Source organism: Sagittula sp. (assembly GCF_052825245.1).
Map to the genome: position 1 here is coordinate 19,947 of NZ_JBRBWD010000054.1, position 17,166 is coordinate 37,112.

At 66.9% G+C, this 17,166-nt stretch carries 11 protein-coding genes; 6 read left to right on the forward strand and 5 right to left on the reverse strand.

Features of this window, described 5'->3' with window-relative positions; translation table 11 throughout:
• Nucleotides 1–23 precede the first annotated feature (23 nt).
• Genes ACU0DV_RS21845 through ACU0DV_RS21860 form a run of 4 tightly spaced genes read right to left on the reverse strand, consistent with a single transcriptional unit; the run spans nt 24 to nt 4,842 of the window.
• Complete coding sequence (locus ACU0DV_RS21845) at nt 24–1,082, reverse strand: C4-dicarboxylate TRAP transporter substrate-binding protein (protein WP_283981142.1); 1,059 nt, start codon at nt 1,080–1,082, stop codon at nt 24–26.
• Nucleotides 1,083–1,133: 51 nt separating this feature from the next.
• Nucleotides 1,134–3,515 carry a xanthine dehydrogenase family protein molybdopterin-binding subunit gene (locus ACU0DV_RS21850; protein WP_446240923.1) on the reverse strand — a complete coding sequence of 794 codons (2,382 nt, stop codon included), beginning with the start codon at nt 3,513–3,515 and terminating at the stop codon, nt 1,134–1,136.
• Entirely contained in the window at nt 3,512–4,012 is a 501-nt protein-coding gene (locus ACU0DV_RS21855) for a (2Fe-2S)-binding protein (protein ID WP_283981139.1), read from the reverse strand. The genes ACU0DV_RS21850 and ACU0DV_RS21855 overlap by 4 nt, the downstream gene beginning before the upstream one ends.
• The gene (locus ACU0DV_RS21860) at nt 4,009–4,842 is read right to left on the reverse strand and encodes an FAD binding domain-containing protein (RefSeq protein WP_446240922.1); all 834 of its coding nucleotides are present in this window, start codon (nt 4,840–4,842) and stop codon (nt 4,009–4,011) included. Before ACU0DV_RS21860 ends, ACU0DV_RS21855 begins: the two co-directional genes overlap by 4 nt.
• 150 nt (nt 4,843–4,992) lie before the next feature.
• Here ACU0DV_RS21860 and ACU0DV_RS21865 point away from each other — a divergent pair, with 150 nt between their 5' ends.
• Entirely contained in the window at nt 4,993–5,625 is a 633-nt protein-coding gene (locus ACU0DV_RS21865) for a TetR/AcrR family transcriptional regulator (RefSeq protein WP_283981137.1), read from the forward strand.
• Nucleotides 5,626–5,706: 81 nt separating this feature from the next.
• Here ACU0DV_RS21865 and ACU0DV_RS21870 read toward each other — a convergent pair whose 3' ends face one another.
• Nucleotides 5,707–9,930, reverse strand: coding sequence for an ExeM/NucH family extracellular endonuclease (locus ACU0DV_RS21870; RefSeq protein ID WP_446240921.1), 4,224 nt, complete (start codon nt 9,928–9,930; stop codon nt 5,707–5,709).
• Between the two features lie 580 nt (nt 9,931–10,510).
• On the opposite strand from ACU0DV_RS21870, the gene ACU0DV_RS21875 reads away from it, so the two are divergent.
• The 5 genes from ACU0DV_RS21875 (at nt 10,511) to ACU0DV_RS21895 (ending at nt 17,101) form a co-directional block, all read left to right on the forward strand.
• Nucleotides 10,511–11,467, forward strand: a complete 957-nt coding sequence (locus ACU0DV_RS21875; RefSeq protein ID WP_446240920.1) for a TAXI family TRAP transporter solute-binding subunit — start codon at nt 10,511–10,513, stop codon at nt 11,465–11,467.
• Nucleotides 11,468–11,537: 70 nt separating this feature from the next.
• Nucleotides 11,538–13,613 carry a TRAP transporter permease gene (locus ACU0DV_RS21880; RefSeq protein WP_446240919.1) on the forward strand — a complete coding sequence of 692 codons (2,076 nt, stop codon included), beginning with the start codon at nt 11,538–11,540 and terminating at the stop codon, nt 13,611–13,613.
• Nucleotides 13,610–13,999, forward strand: coding sequence for a DUF1850 domain-containing protein (locus ACU0DV_RS21885; protein ID WP_446240918.1), 390 nt, complete (start codon nt 13,610–13,612; stop codon nt 13,997–13,999). The genes ACU0DV_RS21880 and ACU0DV_RS21885 overlap by 4 nt, the downstream gene beginning before the upstream one ends.
• Nucleotides 14,000–14,003: 4 nt before the next feature.
• On the forward strand, nt 14,004–15,776 hold the full coding sequence (locus ACU0DV_RS21890) for a sensor histidine kinase (protein WP_446240917.1): 1,773 nt from the start codon (nt 14,004–14,006) through the stop codon (nt 15,774–15,776).
• Nucleotides 15,773–17,101, forward strand: a complete 1,329-nt coding sequence (locus ACU0DV_RS21895; protein ID WP_446240916.1) for a sigma-54-dependent transcriptional regulator — start codon at nt 15,773–15,775, stop codon at nt 17,099–17,101. The genes ACU0DV_RS21890 and ACU0DV_RS21895 overlap by 4 nt, the downstream gene beginning before the upstream one ends.
• The last annotated feature ends 65 nt before the right edge of the window (nt 17,102–17,166 follow it).

Genomic DNA, 17,166 nt, shown 5'->3' on the forward strand with positions numbered 1-17,166 from the left:
CAAGACGGTCGTATGTGACAGGCTCAGAGCCCTTCGGCCCAGTTCCGGGTCGGTGTCGCGCCCCGTTCCGCCAGCGCGTCGAAGTAGGCCTTGAGCACGGTCTTGCCCGCGTCGCCGGTCTGCTCCAGCCAGGGCTCGACGATGTTCGGCAGGCCGTTGACCCACTTCGCCTTTTCCTCTTCCGGCAGTTGGTGGACCGTCAGGCCGGCGGCCTGCATCTCGTCCATGGCCCGGGCGGCGAGGTCGGCCACGTAGTCGCCATGCGCCACCGAAGTCGCCTTGGCCGCCTCGCGGAAGGCCTCCTGCACCGGGGCGGGCAGCCCCTCGAAGAAGTCCTTGTTGGCCGCGATCCCGCCGAAATACATCGAGCCGATGCCGACGCGGGTCAGTTCGGGGGCAACCTCGTAGACGCGGGTGGGCAGGATGCCGGAGGCGAAGGAGAGGGTGCCCTCGGTCACGCCGGTCTGGATGTTGGTGTAGTAGGTGGTCAGCGCACCGTCGACCGGCGTGGCGCCGGTGTCGCGCAGCCAATTGGCCGAGGTGCCCGGCGCATTGAGCTTGCGGTTCTGCAGGTCTTCCATCGTGTTGACGGGGAAGGTGGCGTAGATGTCGTAGCTGTCAGTGATCAGCGACGACAGGTGCACCATGCCGTTCTCCGCCCACGAGTCCTTCAGCTCCGGCAGGTTCTCCGACAGGTCATCGAAGATCTCGATGATCATGCGGTGATCCTCGGTCGCGAAGGGCGTGAAGTACGTCACGTTCTGAAGCGGCATGTTGGCCCCTTCCCAGACCGTGCCGACCATGCCGACGTCGACGATGCCGTCCATGACCGCCTCGCGGGTGTCGGTGAACTTGTAGAGCGTGCCCGCGTAGCTCTCGACCCAGTCGACCTGGTACTCGTTGCCGTTCTCGGCAAGGATGCGGTTCACCTCCGGCTGGAAGGTGTTCTTCATCGCGTAGACCCAGATGTTGGCCTCCGGGTGCGACGAGCCGATGTTGACCGTGATGCTCTGCTGCGCCAGTGCGGCGCCGCCCATCAGCACGGCCATCGCGGTGGTGGTCGCAAGTTTCATGAAAGTCATGGTTGTTCCTCCCTGGTTCGGGGCGCGCTCCCGTCGCGCCCGTCGATTGGTTCAGTCCTCGAATGCCCCGAGCGCACGCAGGATGCGCTCCGGGGTGAAGGGCATCTCGGTGACCTGCGCCCCAAGCGGGCGCAGGGCGTCGTTGATCGCGTTCATGACAGCCGCCGGGGCCCCGGCCGTACCGGCCTCTCCCGCCCCCTTGGCGCCCAGTTCGCTTTCGCCGGTGGGCGTCTCGACGTGGCCGATCTGCATGTCCGGCATCTCGCCGGCCATCGGCACGAGGTAATCCGCCATCGAGCCGTTCAGCAGCTGGCCGCCGCTGTCGTAGTGGATTTCCTCGTAAAGCGCGCCGCCGAGGCCCTGCACGATGCCGCCCCGGATCTGTTCGTCGACAAGCTGCGGGTTGATGACCCGCCCGCAATCCTCCACGCACCAGTGCTTCAGCAGGGTGACGACGCCGGTTTCAATATCGACCTCGAGGTAGGACGCCTGCACGCCGTTGGTGAAGGCGAAGGGGTAGTCCATCGTGATGAAGTGCCGGGTCTGCACCAGTTCGCGGGGCAGGCCCTTGGGCAGGGTGTCACCCCGGAAATAGACGATGCGGCCCAGTTCCTCCAGCGGGAGGCGCTCTTCGCCGGTGTCGGCGTTCACCACCTGCCCGTCGCGGATGTCGAGCGCACCGGCATCCGCCTGCAACATCGACGCCGCGACTTCGAGGATCGACTGGCGCAGGGCACGTGCGGCCTGCAGCGCGGCCTCGCCGCCGATGCCTGCCCCGCGCGACGCCCATGTGCCGCCGCCGTAGGGTGTGACCTGGGTATCGCCGGTGATGACGCGCACGGAGGAGGGCGGCACGCCGACGCCTTCGGCGACGACCTGGCTCAGCATCGCTTCGGTGCCCTGTCCCTGCTCGGTCACCCCGGACAGCGCAACGATGGAACCATCGGGGTCCATGCGGACAGTGCAACCGTCCTGAGCCGAGATCCGCGCCCCGCCGATGCCGTACATGAAGGGCGAGGGGTTCGTCAGTTCGATAAAGGAGGCGATCCCGATGCCGCGGTACTTGCCCTGCTTCCGTGCCTCGGCCTGGTCGGCACGCAGCGCGTCGTAGTCCATCATCGCGATGAGCTTGTCCATCGAGGCATGGTGCGACAGCCCCTCGAACCGCATCTTGGCGGGCGAGGTCACGGGATAGGCGTCGTCGGCGTACATGTTGCGGCGCCGGATCTCGACCGGGTCCATGCCGATGGCGGCGGCGGCCATGTCCACCAGCCCCTCGGTGATCGCCACGGCGATGGGATGGCCCACCGCGCGATACTGGCAGGTCGGGGTCTTGTTCTGGAAGACGACCGTCGTCTGCGCGCGGTAGTTGGCAAAGTCGTAGGGTCCGCCGCAGAGGTTCACCACCTGGTTGCCCTCGATGGCCGAGGTGCGGGGATAGACCGAATAGGGCCCGATGCCGGTCCAGTCGTCGACGTCGATGGCGAGGATCTTTCCCTCCGCATCCACCGCGATCTTTGCCTCGATCTCGTGATCGCGGGCGTGGATGTCGGTGGAGAAGCTCTCCAGCCGGTCGGCGATGAACTTGACCGGGCGCCCCATGATCTTGGCGATGGCGGCGGTTGCGACCTCGTCCGGGTAGACGTGCACCTTGATCCCGTAGGACCCGCCCACGTCGCCGCAGATCACCCGCACCCGGCTTTCGGGAATGTCGAGGTGCTGGGCCAGAACCGTTTGGATCATGTGCGGCGCCTGAGTGGCGTGGTAAGCCGTCATCTGCCCCTCGGCCGGGTTCCAGTCGACGAGGATGGAACGGGGTTCGAGCGTGACGCCGGTGTGCCGCGCGGTGCGGAAGCTCGCAGAGATCACCCTGTGGGCCGAGGCCATCGCGGCCTCCACGTCGCCTTCTTCGTGCAGCCGCCGGAAGGCGAGGTTGTCGCCGAGGTCGGGATGGATCACCGGCGTGCCGGCATCGAGCGCGGTCATCGTGTCGGTGACGACCGGAAGCGGCTCGTAGTCCACGTCGATCCGTGCGGCGCCGTCCTCTGCCGCGGCGCGGGTCGTGGCGACGACGGCCACCACCGGCTCGCCCACCCATGTCGCGCGGTCGACCGCCAGCGCGTGCTGCGGCGGGGACTTCAGACCCTTCAGGTGCGCCAGAACGGCCACCCATGGCGTGCATACCTCGGCCAGATCCGCGCCGGTAAAGACCCGCAGCACGCCCTTCACGTCCTTCGCATCGGCAAGGTCGATCCGCTTGATCCGGGCATGGGCAAAGGGCGACCGGACAAAGGCCACATGCACCATGCGGGGCAGGGTGATGTCGTCCACGTAACGCCCGCGCCCCTGCACCAGCTTGGCGGCGTTGGGGCGGGGGACCGTCTTGCCGATGTAGGAATTGGGACGGTCGGGGTTTCCGAATGCGATGGTCATGCGCGGTCCTCCTCGGCGCGCGCGTGCGCGACACTTTCGACCGCGTCCACGATAGCCTCGTAGCCTGTGCAGCGGCAGTAGTTGCCGGACAGGTGTTCCCGGATCGCCGCCCGCGAGGGGACGGTGCCACCCTTCAGCAGTTCCTCTGCAGCGACCAGCATACCCGGCGTACAGAACCCGCATTGCAGCGCGTTGCGCGCGACGAAGGCGTCCTGCAGATCGGTGATCGTGCCGGTGTCGGTCAGCCCCTCGATTGTCCAGACCTCTGCCCCGTCGGCCTGCGCGGCCAGCATCAGGCAGCCCCGGACCGCCTGACCGTCCACCCGGACCGTGCAGGCCCCGCAGACGCCGTGCTCACAGCTCGCGTGGGCGCCGGTCAGGCCCAGTTCGGTGCGCAGGAAATCGACGAGGTGCTGACCGGCGGGCACGCGTGCCTCGACCGGTTCGCCGTTCACGGTCAGCGATACGTCCACCTTGTCGCGGAAGGCCTGTGTCATGCGTTGTCTCCTTCGATGCGCGCCACGGCCCGCCGCAGGAGCACGCCTGCCAGATGCCGCCGGTAGCTGCCGCTTGCCTGTGTGTCGGAGGGGGGATCGATCTCGGAGCGCAGGGCCTCGACCGCCGCATCTATGTCGCCCGCATCGAGCGCCTGCATCGCACCGCGCGCCAGCGTCGGCACCGGTCCGGCAGAGAACACCGAGAGCCTGTGCCCCACCTTGCGCCGGACGAGGCAAAGGCCGGTCAGGGCATAGTCGCCTGAGCGGCGCGCGACCTCCTCGATGATCTGGACTTCGCCTGCCTCGGCCTTCGGCACGGAAATCGCCGTCAGGATCTCGTCTTCCTCGAGCGCCGTGGCAAAGACGTCCTCGAAGAAGTCCTCCACGGGAATGTCGCGGGTGCCGTTGGCGCCGCTTGCGTGCAGCGTCCCACCAAGCGCGAGGGCGCAGGCCGGGAACTCCGCCGCCGGATCGGCATGGGCCAGCGCGCCGCCGATGGTGCCGCGGTTGCGGATCGCGGCATGGGCGATGTAGCGAACGGCCTCGGCCAGAAGCGGTGCGTGGGCGCGGATCATCGGGGCGCTGCCGACCTGTGCATGCCGGGTCAGCGCGCCGATGCGCAGGAGGTCGCCGTCCTCGGCCACGCCGGACAGCTCCGAAATCCGGGAGATGTCGATCAGCATGTCGCCTTCGGACAGACGCATGTTCATCGCTGCGACAAGGCTCTGGCCACCTGCCAGGAAACGACCCGCGCCGTCCGACTGGGCCATCAGCTCCAGCGCGTGCGCCACGTCGACAGCCCGGGCATATCCGCCCGCCGATGCCTTCATGTTGGTATCCTCCCTACATGAGCGCGACCCGTCCTTTGACGATTATTGATCGTCTGCTCACTCTTGTTGAGCGGATGATCTATAAAAATGTGAGCATTACAAGAAAAATTTGCTAAACGGGTTCCGGGACAACGAGCCAGGGACACCGTCGTGGACAACCAGACCGAACAGGACAGGGACACGGCCGCACGCCGGAGATTGCCTCCGCAGGAGCGGCGCGAGCAGATCGTGAACGAGGCGGTGCGCTTCTTCGCCGAGGTCGGGCTGGAGGGGAACACCCGCCAGTTGGCGAAGCGGCTGGGGGTCACGCAATCCCTTCTTTTCAAGTACTTCGCCACCAAGGAAGAGCTGCTGGAAGCGGTCTACGAGAAGGTCTATCTGGGTCGCCTGTCCAACGACTGGCCCGACCGGCTGACCGATCGTTCGGTGCCCCTGAGGACGCGGCTTCTGGCGTTCTACACGGAGTACAGCGGGCTGATCTTCGAACATGACTGGATGCGGATCTTCATGTTCTCGGGTCTTGCCGGGGCGGCCCTGAACAACCGTTACCTCAAACACCTGGGCGACGTGATTCTCCGTCCCGTGCTGGCGGAAACGGCGGCTTTGACCTCCGGTCCGACGCAGCCGACCATGGAGGACCTGTGGAACCTGCACGGCGGGATCGTCTACATCGGCATCCGCACGCACATCTACAGCCTGCCCGCGCCAGACAATCCGGAAGAGGTCATCGCGCGGGCCATCGACAAGTATCTGCGGTTCTTCGGCATCCCCGACGACGCGTGACTGGCCTCGCGGGGGCACACCGCAAAGAGAAAGCGCGGCCCGATGAAGGCCGCGCTTTGATGTCGTTCGGATGGTGCCGGATCAGACGTAGTTGAAATCCAGCCCGAAGATCAGCGGATCGTGGTCCGACGAGGCGTAGATGCCATCATTGTAGAACGCCGGATCGTTGAAGCTGGTGTCGTAGCCGATCAGGCCGGGTTCGTCGGCGTTTATGTGCCACTCCGCCGCGCCGGTGACATGCGCCGCCAGCGCCGTGTCGGCCAGACCCTGGTCCAGCGTGCCCCGCTGGCCGTCGAAGACGTAGGAGTAGGCCTCGTCCTGACCGCCCGGCACGAAGGTGTCGATCAGGTCGACCAGCCCCGCGTCGTCATCGAGATACTGGACCGCGTCCTCCTCGGCATAGGAGTTCATGTCGCCGAGCAGGGCGTAGTTGGTCGTGCCGCCGCCGTTGTAGGTGTTGGCGATCCAGTCGGCGAGTTCCACCGCCGCGTCGAGGCGGACACCGTTCCAGAAGCCCTGACCGTCGCCCTGATCGAAGTTCGGGTCGGCGTAAAGATCGGCCAGCAGACCCTCGACCGTCGCGTAGTTGGCGTTGCCCGCGTTGTTCGTCAGCCACGTCTCGGCGTCGCCCGCGAGGTCGTCCAGCCCGCTCGCCCCCTTGGACTTGAAGTGCGAGGAGACGACGGTAAACGTGTTGCCGCTGGCATCCTCGAAGGTCGCGGCGACCGAAGGCCGGTTGCGCTGGTAGTCGTCGAAACTGCTGCCGATGTAGCTGGCCAGATCGGAGGCGATGGCCGCCGTCGCGTCCGCCGAAGGTTCCGCGTAGGCGAGATACTCGGAGTGCAGCAGCGTCACCGAGGAGGAGTCGTAGATGATCCCCGTGGTGATCGCATCCTCGCCGATGAAGTCCCCGGTGCCGGTCGGATCGACGTAGGCATAGGTGGCGGATGTGCCCTCGGCGTTCAGCAGGTCGACCAGTGTGCCGATGGCCGTGGTGCCGTTGTTCTCGATCTCCTGCAGGGCAAGGACCTCGGCGCCGGTGCCGATGATGCCGTCCACGATCTTGGCGGACTGACGGGCGAATTCCTCCGCGGTGTCGGCGCCGCGCGGATCGAGATCGCCGTTCGGTCCGGTCGCGTTGGAGCCCTGGTCGATCGTGGTGAAGAAGTTCAGCACGTTGTAGGAGGCCACCTGCAGGCTGCCGCCCACGTCGGGCGCGGTGGTCGGACGCGGGTTCGCGCTTTCGTCGAAGACCAGCGTGTCCGTCACCTGCAGCGTCCACTCGTCGAAGGAGTAGCCCAGCACGCCCTCGATCGGCTGCGCGATCTCGGTGCCGAGACGCACGGTGGTGCCGCTGTCGCCGAAGTCGTCGTCCTTGTCGAGATAGTCGTTGCTGTCCAGCGGGTTGCTGTCGGGGATGTACTGGAACTCGTCGGGGTTCTGGCTGGTCAGCCCATCATCCAGGAGGAGCGAGGCGTTGGCGTTCTTCTCGGCCAGCGCCGCGATTTCCGCCTGTTCGGTCTGCGCGTCGTAGATCTGCGTCGGCTGCACCTGCGTGCCCGCCGAGACCGAGATCTGGCCGTAACGGGCGAGGTTGTAGTTCTCGTTGATCGTCAGCGCATCCGTGGTGCCGGAGATGACCTCCAGTCGCATGCCCTCGAGGCTCTCCCAGTCCGGCGCGGTGTCCGGCGACAGGGCCACCACCGTTGCGGCGGGCAGAGGGTTGCCGGAGGACTGGACCACCACGCCCGAGACAGAGGTGATTTCCGTCAGGCCGAAGTACTCCGTGACCGACCCGGTGACCTCGACCAGATCGCCGAGCGTGACGGCATAGCCGCCGCCGGTGTAGACGTAGATGCCTTCGGAGGTGGCGGTGTCGCCGTCGCTGTCGGCGTCCTCTTCCTGCAGCCAGAAACCCTCGTCCGTCAGCGCGGTGACGATGGCCGATGCGGTGACCTGCTGGCCGACCATTCCGGAGGCATCGCCCGATCCCTGAATCTCCGAGATCAGGGTGATGTCCTCGACCGGCGGTTCGACCACGGCATCCGGGTCGGCTGTGACGATGACGTTGTCGAGGTAGACCGCCTCGCTGCCGGAGTTGCTGTCGAACTCCACGATCAGCTGCGCGCTGTTCACGGAGGCGTCGACCGTGGCCGACAGGGTGTTCCACGCGCCCTCGATGCCCAGATCGTCGATGTCCTGCCCGGTCGAGTCGAGCAGGATGACCTCACCCGCGTCGGTGGCGACGTAGACCTTCAGCAGGTCGTCGGACTCGTAGCCGGTCGACTGCAGGAAATAGTCGATGGAGAAAGTCAGTTCGCCCACGTCGGTCAGGTCGAGCGTGTCGAAGGACATCCGCAGCAGGCCGTCGCTGTCCGACAGTTCGTACCCCTGAAGGCCATCGGTGTAGGCGCCGACGACACCGGCGTAATCCTGCACGCCGACAAAATCGCCGTCCGACAGGCCCACGTCGCCGCGCGTGTTCACCCATGTCAGGTCAAAGCCGAGCTGCCCGGCAGAGGCGGCGGTGCTGTCCACGGTCGCAAGGCCCGGACGGTTCGGCACCTCGGCCTCCTCGCCAAGCGCGGTCGGACCGTCGGCGGCATCGTCGAGCTGGTACTGCGCCCCGGTGGCTTCGGTCTCGAAGCTCTGGGTCACCTGGAAGATCTCCTCCAGCCGCACGTTGTCGACGTACACAGCCTCCGCTGCGGCATTGGAATCGACCTCCACCACCAGCGACGCCTCGGTCACGCCATCGGGCAGCTTGGTGGACAGGTTCTGCCATGCGCCCTCGATGTCGAGGTCGTCGATGTCCTGCCCGGTGGTGTCGATCAGGGTGAAGGTGCCGAGGTTGGTTTCGACGACGATCCGCAGCAGGTCGTCCGTTTCCCAGCCGGTCTCCACGAGGAAGGTGTCGAGAGAGACCTTCACAACGTGGTTCTCGGTACGGTTGGACAGGTCGATGGTGTCGAAGGTCAGGCGCAGCAGCCCGTCCGAATCCGACAGCTCGTAGCCCTGCTGCCCTTCGGTGAAGGCGCCCACGTCGCCCGCAAAGGACTGCACGCCAATCCAGTCGCCGTCCGAGATGCCCACGTCGTTGCGGGTGTTCTCCCACTCCAGGTCATAGCCCCAGAGCCCGGTGGAGGCCTCGGTGCTGTCGACGCTCGCAAGGCCGCCCACGTTGGGCAGGTCAATGACCTCGCCCAGTTCGGTCAGGCTGCCTGCTGCCGGATCGTATTCGTACCGGCTGCCGGTTGCCTCGGTCTCGAACCCCTGCGTGACAAGGATCTTCTCCGGAACATCGCTTACGGTGACGGTGATCGCCCGCTCGTCGCGCGCGCCGTATTCGTCGGTGACCACGACGGTCAGTTCGTAGGTGTTGTCGGTGTCCGCATCGGCGGGCGCCTCGTAGTCCGGCGCGCCAACGAAGGTGATGGTGCCGTCCTCGGCGATCTGGAACAGGGCCGCGTCGTCACCTTCGAGCGAGTAGGTCAGCACCGCGCCGTTGTCGACGTCCGTGGCCGAGACGGCCGTGACCGCGGTGGTGTTCTCATCAATCGTGATCGCCGGGTCGGAGACGGTCAGCACCGGTGCGTCGTTGGTGCCGGTGACGGTCACGGTGACGGTTGCGGTGTCGGTTCCACCGTAGCCGTCATCGACCGTGTAGGTGAAGGTGTCCTCCACCGTCTCGCCCTCGGCCAGTTCGTCGAAGGCCGGGGTGTAGGTGATCTGCCCGTCTGCCATGGTGACCGTCGCCCCCAGCGCAGAGGTGCCGTCGACGGCAATGATCGTCAGCGTGTCGCCGTCGAACTCGGTGTCGTTTGCCAGCAGGTCGGCTGCGTCGAGGGTGACGGCCTCGGTCTCGGTGGTGGCGGCGGTGTCGTCGCCTGCCAGCACGGCATTGTTGGTCCCGTCGAGGTAGAGCGTATAGTCGTCCGCTTCGAAATAGAGCGCCTCGACCTGTTTCAGCACGTCGATTGAGGTCACGGCGCCCTGCGCATCGGTGGTGGTCACGATGGCGGTGGATGCGTTCAGGGCGTGGTGCTTGCCCTTCTTCAGACCCGAGAGGGCAATGTCCGCGTCGAGGATCGAGCCGGAATAGACCACGGTGTCGAAGCCACGGTCGCCCATGATGAAGTCGAGACCGTCAGAGGCGATCACCGTGTCGTCGCCGCTCCGGCCGAAGATGAAGTCCGTGCCCTCGGTGCCGGTCAGCTCGTCGCCGCGGCGGGTCCCGAACTCGAAATTGAACGGATTGGTGAAGGCACGGCCAAAGGCCCGGCCGTTAAGCGGATTGTGAAACATGGAATGGCCCCGTTGATGTCTTTCGTTGTTTCCTGACAGCCTTTGGTAACAGAGCCTTGACGTCCAGTTTTTTGAGCTCCGCGTACAACGTCAGCGCGAGTTTTTGCCGATTGGTCAAAAATCTGCAGGGAATATTGGCGCCTGCCGTAAAGGCACTTTTGGGTGACGTTAGGACGCTTTTGGCTGCATGGCCGCGTCTGGCTGCGTCCCGGCGCGGGCAAAGCGCGTGACGCATGGCGGTGATTCGGGGCTGGGTCTGGCGCAATGGGGCAGATGAACGCGCATGGCATCGTCGGGCCTACCCGGTCCGGCGGGTATGGTCGTGGGAACGACCAGCCAAGGCCCCGGAATGCAGGGAAACGCTGACCGCTCGATGCATCTGCCGTTGCGAAAAGCCCGCCCGCCCGCGAACCGGCGGTAATCAAGGCCATGCAGTCCCCCGGGCAATTCTTTGCCACGGACCGGGCAACGGATTGCCCGCCATTTCCGGCCGGCACACGCCTATTCTTTGAGATTTTCCGGTCGCCACTGTTCCTTGATGCCGATCGTCCCACGGGCGATCAGCACAAGGGAGGATACCATGAACTATCTCACAGCCGCACTGCGCGGCACCGTCGCCGCATCCATCATCCTGGTCGGCGCAACCGGCGCCCATGCCCAGAACTTCGTGAACGTACTCACCGGGGGCACCTCGGGCGTCTACTATCCGCTCGGCGTCGGCCTGTCGAACATCTACGCCGAGAACATCGACAAGGTGCGCACGCAGGTGCAGTCCACCAAGGCGTCCGTCGAGAACCTGAACCTGCTGCAGGACGGCCGGGGCGAGATCGCCTTTGCGCTTGGGGACAGCGTCGCGGCGGCATGGGCCGGGGATACGGAGGCCGGTTTCCCGCAGAAGCTGGACAAGTTGCGCGGCATCGCGGGCATCTATCCGAACTACGTCCAGCTCGTCGCGCTTCAGGAAAGCGGCGCGACCACGCTGGCGGATCTCGCGGGCAAGGGTGTCTCGGTTGGCGCGCCTGCGTCCGGCACGGAACTGAACGCGCGCGCGATCATGGCGGCGGCGGGCATGTCCTACGACGACCTCGGCAAGACCGAATACCTGCCGTTCGCGGAGTCGGTCGAACTGATGAAGAACCGCCAGCTCGACGCGACACTGCAGTCGGCGGGCCTTGGCGTGGCGTCGATCCGCGACCTGTCGACCTCGGTCCCGATCACCGTGGTGGAGATCCCCGCATCCATCGCCGAAACCCTCGGCGCGCCTTACCAGGCGGCGACGATCCCCGCTGGCACCTACGAGGGGCAGGAAAGCGATGTCCCGACCGTGTCCATCGCCAACTACCTCGTGACGCATTCCGACGTGTCGGACGAACTCGCCTACCAGATGACCAAACTGCTGTTCGATAACATCGAGACGCTGACCTCGTCGCATCAGGCGGCGGCGCAGATCAAGCTCGAGAGCGCGCTCGAAGGCATGCCGATCCCGCTGCACCCCGGCGCGGAACGCTTCTACCGGGAACAGGGCCTGATCAACTGATCGGAGGCTGACCCACGGCGCCGCGTGCCCCCCGCGCGCGGCGCGCGTTCCGTTTGCAAGGAAGACCGACATGACTGACCAAGCCGCCCCGCCTGTCCCGGCGGAGACCCATGGCGTGACCTTTCCGGCCGGACGGGTCGGACGTGTCCTGTTCTGGATCGCCGTGATCTTTTCGCTGTTCCAGATCGCCACCGCCGCCCACCTTCTGGACATGCCCAGCCAGATCGTGCGGGCCATCCACGTGGGCTTCCTGATGGCGCTGACCTTTCCGCTGGTGGCCTACGCCCGCGACGCGTGGCCTGTCCTGCGCGCCCTTGGCTGGGTGCTGGCCGCCGCGGGCATCCTCGTGGCCTGCTACCAGTGGGTCGAATACCAGGACCTGATCCTGCGCGCGGGCCGGCCAACCAGTGCCGACATCGCTATCGGAGTCATAGCTCTCGTCACCGTCTTCGTCGCTGCCTACTGGATGATGGGCATTGCGCTGCCGATCATCGCGGGCCTGTTCCTGCTGTACTGCCTTTTCGGCGAGTATCTGCCCTATCCGCTGGACCACCGCGGCTACGCCTTCGAGCAGGTGATCGACCACATGGCCTTCGGAACCGAAGGCATCTACGGCATCCCGATCTACGTCTCCTCGACCTACATCTTCCTGTTCATCCTGTTCGGCTCGTTCCTGGAACGGGCGGGGATGATCCAGTTGTTTACAGACGTGTCCATGGGGCTCTTCGGGCATCGGCAGGGCGGTGCGGCGAAGGTGTCGGTCGTGTCGTCGGGCCTGATGGGGACGATCTCCGGCTCCGGCGTCGCCAACGTCGTGACGACCGGGCAATTCACCATTCCGCTGATGAAGCGCTTCGGCTACCGGGCAGAGTTCGCGGGCGGCGTCGAATCCACCGCCTCCATGGGCGGGCAGATCATGCCGCCGGTCATGGGCGCCGTGGCCTTCATCATGGCCGAGACGCTGGACGTGCCTTACGTCGAGGTCGTCAAGGCGGCACTGGTCCCGGCGATCCTGTACTTTGCCTCGGCCTTCTGGATCGTGCACCTCGAAGCGGGCAAACATGCGCTGCGCGGCCTGCCGAAGGAGGACCTGCCGTCCCCCATTCAGGCGGTGCGCGAAGGCTGGATGCTGCTGGTGCCGCTGGGCGTGCTCGTCTACCTGCTGTTCGGGGGCTACACGCCGTTGTTTGCGGGCACGGTCGGCCTTGGCCTGACGGTCCTGCTGATCCTCGGCGGCTCCATTGTGCTGGGCCTGCCGTCACCGGCGCTCAGGACGCTGTTCTGGATCGGGCTCGGCCTTGTCACCGCGGCCTTCCTGCAGTTCGGCACCAATATCCTCTTCATCGCCATCGCGGCCCTCCTGGCCTGGTGCGCGCTGACGAAAGGCGGGCGCGAGACGCTGGCCCTGATCCGCGACAGCCTGGCCGAGGGCGCCCGCACGGCGCTGCCGGTGGGGGTGGCCTGCGCATTGGTCGGCGTGATCATCGGCACCATGACCCTGACCGGGGCGGCCAACACATTCGGCCAGTTCATTGTCGCCATCGGGCAGGAGAACCTGTTCCTGTCGCTGGTGCTGACGATGGTCACCTGCATCTTCCTCGGGATGGGGATCCCCACGATCCCCAACTACATCATCACCTCGTCCATCGCGGGACCGGCGCTTCTGGACCTGGGCGTGCCGCTGATCGTCAGCCACATGTTCGTCTTCTACTTCGGCATCCTCGCGGACCTCACACCCCCCGTGGCGCTGGCCTGTTTCGCGGCGGCCCCGATTGCGAAGGCGAACGGCCTCAGGATCTCGATGGAGGCGATCAAGGTCGCGGCGGCGGGTTTCGTCATCCCCTTCATGGCGGTCTACACGCCGGTCCTGATGCTGCAGCCGGGCGGTCCCCTGGCGGAGGCAATCGGCTTCTGGCCGGCCGTGGCCTACGTGGTGTTCAAGACCGCCGTGTCGATCATGCTCTGGGGCATCGCGGTGATCGGCTGGTTCGGCCACAGGCTCGGCTGGCCGGTGCGGGCCCTTGCCATGGTCGCGGCCTTCACGCTGATCGCCTCTGTGCCGATGACGGACGAGATCGGCTTTGCACTGGTGTTGCTCACCGCCGGGCTGATCTGGTTCGGCGGGCGCAAGGCGGCGCAGGCATGAGCGCGCTGTGCATCGGTGCCGCCGTGGCCGCGCTGGCGGCGCCGCAGTTCACCCTGTCATGGACGCATTCGGTGGAACGCACCGGCTGGAAGGAGACATGGGTGGTGGAAGAGGACGCGCTGCGGCTTGTCCGGAGCGCGGTTCAGGGGTCTGGCGCCGGGATGGACCCCGGCCCGGACGCCCGGCTGCAGGACGGCTGGTGGGTCTGGGACAGCGACTTGCGGGTGCCGGAACTGATGCTCGCCGCCTCCGGCGCGACGGTGGGCGGATGGGAGCTGTGCACGGGGGCGGTCTGCCGCGAAATCGGCGCCACCCCCGGGGCGCCGGTGCGCATCGCCCCCTGCGACGAAGACAGTTCCGCCGCCGTGGCTCTCGTGTCAGAGTGACGCCATGAAACCGCTCCGTCACAGGGCCTTCTGGCCGCTGGTTGTGTTCTGTGCCGCGCTTGCGGCCGGCGTGGCGGGCATTGCCGCGTGGCATGTGGCGAAGGGCGCGCTGGCGCAGAGGGTGGACCGGTCTCTGGTCCTGACGGCCCGCACCATCGAGGCAGAGATCGAGCGGTTCCGCTACCTGCCCTCCATCGCGCTGGAGGACCCGCGCATCCGTGCCGCCGTCGCGACCCCGGACGATAATGCAAGGACGGAGGCCGCCAGCCGGGCGCTTGAGGTTGTCGCCCGTCAGTCGGGGGCCAGCGAGCTTTTCCTGCTGAACGACACCGGCACCGCCATCGCGTCGAGCAACTGGCTGGACGACAAGAGCTTCGTCGGCGAGAACTACGCCTTCCGCCCCTATTTCAAGGACGCTATGAGCGGTGGGGCAGGGCGGTTCTACGCGGTGGGCGTCACCACCGGGGAGCCGGGCTATTTCCTGTCCTCGCGCGCCGACATCGACGGGCGGCCTGCGGTGATCGTCGTGAAGGTCGACCTGCGCCCGCTGCAGGACACCTGGGCCGACGCCGGGGACACGCTTGCGGTGGCCGACAGTTTCGGCGTCATCATCCTGTCGGGGCTGGAGGACTGGCTCTACCGCCCCCTGCTGCCGCTGTCGCCAGAGCACCGTGCCGCCATCGTGGAGGAGCGCGTCTTTGCCAACATCCCGGTGGCGGATCGGCTGCCGCTGCTTGACGGGGCGGGGCAGGAGCTTGTGCCGGTCGGCGGCGGCACGCGGCTTTTGCGGCGGCAGGCTCTTCCCGTGGACGACTGGGTCCTTCTGGGCAGCACGTCGCTGGCACCCGCGCTGCGTGGCGCCTCGATCACGGCGGGTGTCGTGCTGCTGACGGCGCTGGCGCTCGGGGCGCTCTTGCAGACGTGGTGGCAGAGACGGCGGCTGATCGACATGCGGCTGCGGCAGGGCGCCCTGCTGGAGGCGCGCGTGGCCGAACGGACCGCCGCGCTTGCCCGCGAGATCGAGGAGCGGCGCAGGACCGAGGACGACCTGCGCGCGGCGCAGGATGCGCTCATCCATTCGGAGAAGATGGCGGCGCTGGGGCGCATGTCGGCGGCCATCGTGCACGAGATCAGCCAGCCTCTTGCCGCGATGGAGGCCACGCTTGCCGCCACGCTCTTGTCGGGCACCGTCACGGACGCCTACGCCACCTCGCGGATCGAGAAGGCGCGCAGCCACATCCGGCGGATGCTGCGGACGATCCGGCACCTGAAGAGCTTCTCGCGCAAGGAAGCCGGAGAGCGGTCGCCGGTTGCGGTCGACCCGGCCATCCGCAATGCCATGGAACTGGTCGCGCCGCGGGCGACGGACGAAGGCGTCCCTATCGGCTTCGATCCCGAAGGGCCGGTGCCGGTGATCCTCGCCGGGCAGGTCCGGCTGGAACAGGTGCTGGTCAACCTGCTGATGAATGCGCTCGACGCCGTGGCAGGGCGGGACGAGCCGCGCATCCGGGTGGAGCGGCGGCAGTCCGGAACGGCCGTCGAGATCGCTGTCATCGACAATGGCCCGGGCATACCCTCGTCGATGCTGACCAAAGTGGTGGAGCCGTTCTTCAGCACCAAGAAGACCGGCGAGAGCCTTGGGCTCGGGCTATCCATTTCGCGCAACATCGTGGAGGAGTTCGGCGGCCAGCTGACGCTGTCGAACGCGGCGGGGGGCGGCACTTGCGCGCTTTTGACCTTCGAGGCACTGGCCTCCGACAGGATCGCCGCGGAATGACCGGCGCCCGCGTGTTCGTCGTCGACGACGACCCGGACCACCTTGAAGGGCTGTGCGACCTGATCTCGGCCGTGGGGCACGAGACCGTCGCCTTCGACGCGGCCGCAGCGGCGCTGACCGCCGCCATCGCGACGCCGCCCGACCTCGTGCTGACCGACCTCAGGATGTCGGGGATGGATGGCATCGGGCTGCTCGACGGGCTGGTCGATGCGGGCTGCGACGTGCCCGTGGTACTGCTGACCGGCCATGGCGACGTCGCCCACGCCGTCCGGGCGATGCAGCGCGGGGCGGAGGATTTCCTCGAGAAACCCTATGACGCCGGGCACCTGATGTCGGTGATCGAGCGCGCGCTGAAGACCGGGCGCCTGAAGGCTGAGGTCGCGCGCCTGCAGACGCGGCTTGAGGAGCAGGCGGATTTCATCGGCGAGAGCCGCACGATGGCCGCCCTGCGCGACACGCTGGCGGAGATCGCGCCGCTGGCCATCGACGTGGTCCTGACCGGAGAGACGGGCACGGGCAAGGAGCTGGCCGCGCGCCTGCTGCACCACCGCGGGTCGCACGCGCAAGGCCCGTTCGTCGTGGTCAACTGCGCCACCCTGCCGGAGGCCGGGGCCGAACCGATCCTGTTCGGCGACACGCGCGCCCCGGCAGAGGGGGCGCCGAACCCCGGCCTGATCGCCTCTGCCGACGGGGGGACGCTGTTCCTCGACCAGATCGACACCCTGTCCATGGCGCTGCAACCGAAGCTGCTGCGCATCCTGCAGACCCGCGAGACGGACGGGCCTGCGGGGCCGCGCAAGCTGGACTTCAGGGTGATTTCCTCGGCCTCCGGCCCGCTGCGCGACGCAATCCGGCAGGGCACCTTCCGCGAGGACCTCTATTACCGGATCGCGGGTTACGAGGTGGCGCTTCCCGCGCTGCGGCAGGTGCCGTCGGACGTGCCGCTCATCTTCGCGCATTTCCTCGCCGGCGCCGCCGCGCGGCACGGGCGGCAGACACCGGAGATCACCTTCGACGACCGCAAGGCGCTGCAGGGACATCATTGGCCGGGCAATGCGCACGAGTTGCGCATCATGGCGGACCGGCACGTCCTTGGCCTGAGGCGCCCGCGCACCGTGGCGCGGGAGGGCGGCGCGGGCGGTGTGGTGGGCACGGGCCAGACGCTGCGGGATCTTGTGGCCGACTTCGAAGCCAAGGAAATCAGCCGCGTGCTCGACCAGTGCAACGGCAACACGGAGGCCGCTGCCCGCATTCTCGGCCTGCCGCGCCGGACGCTCAACGACAAGATTGCGAAACTGTCGCTTGCCGCGGGTCGAAAGAAGTGAGCCCGGGGCGGCGCAGTCCCTGAGCGAGACTGAGGTTTGTCCGACACCGCGCTCAGGCACTGACC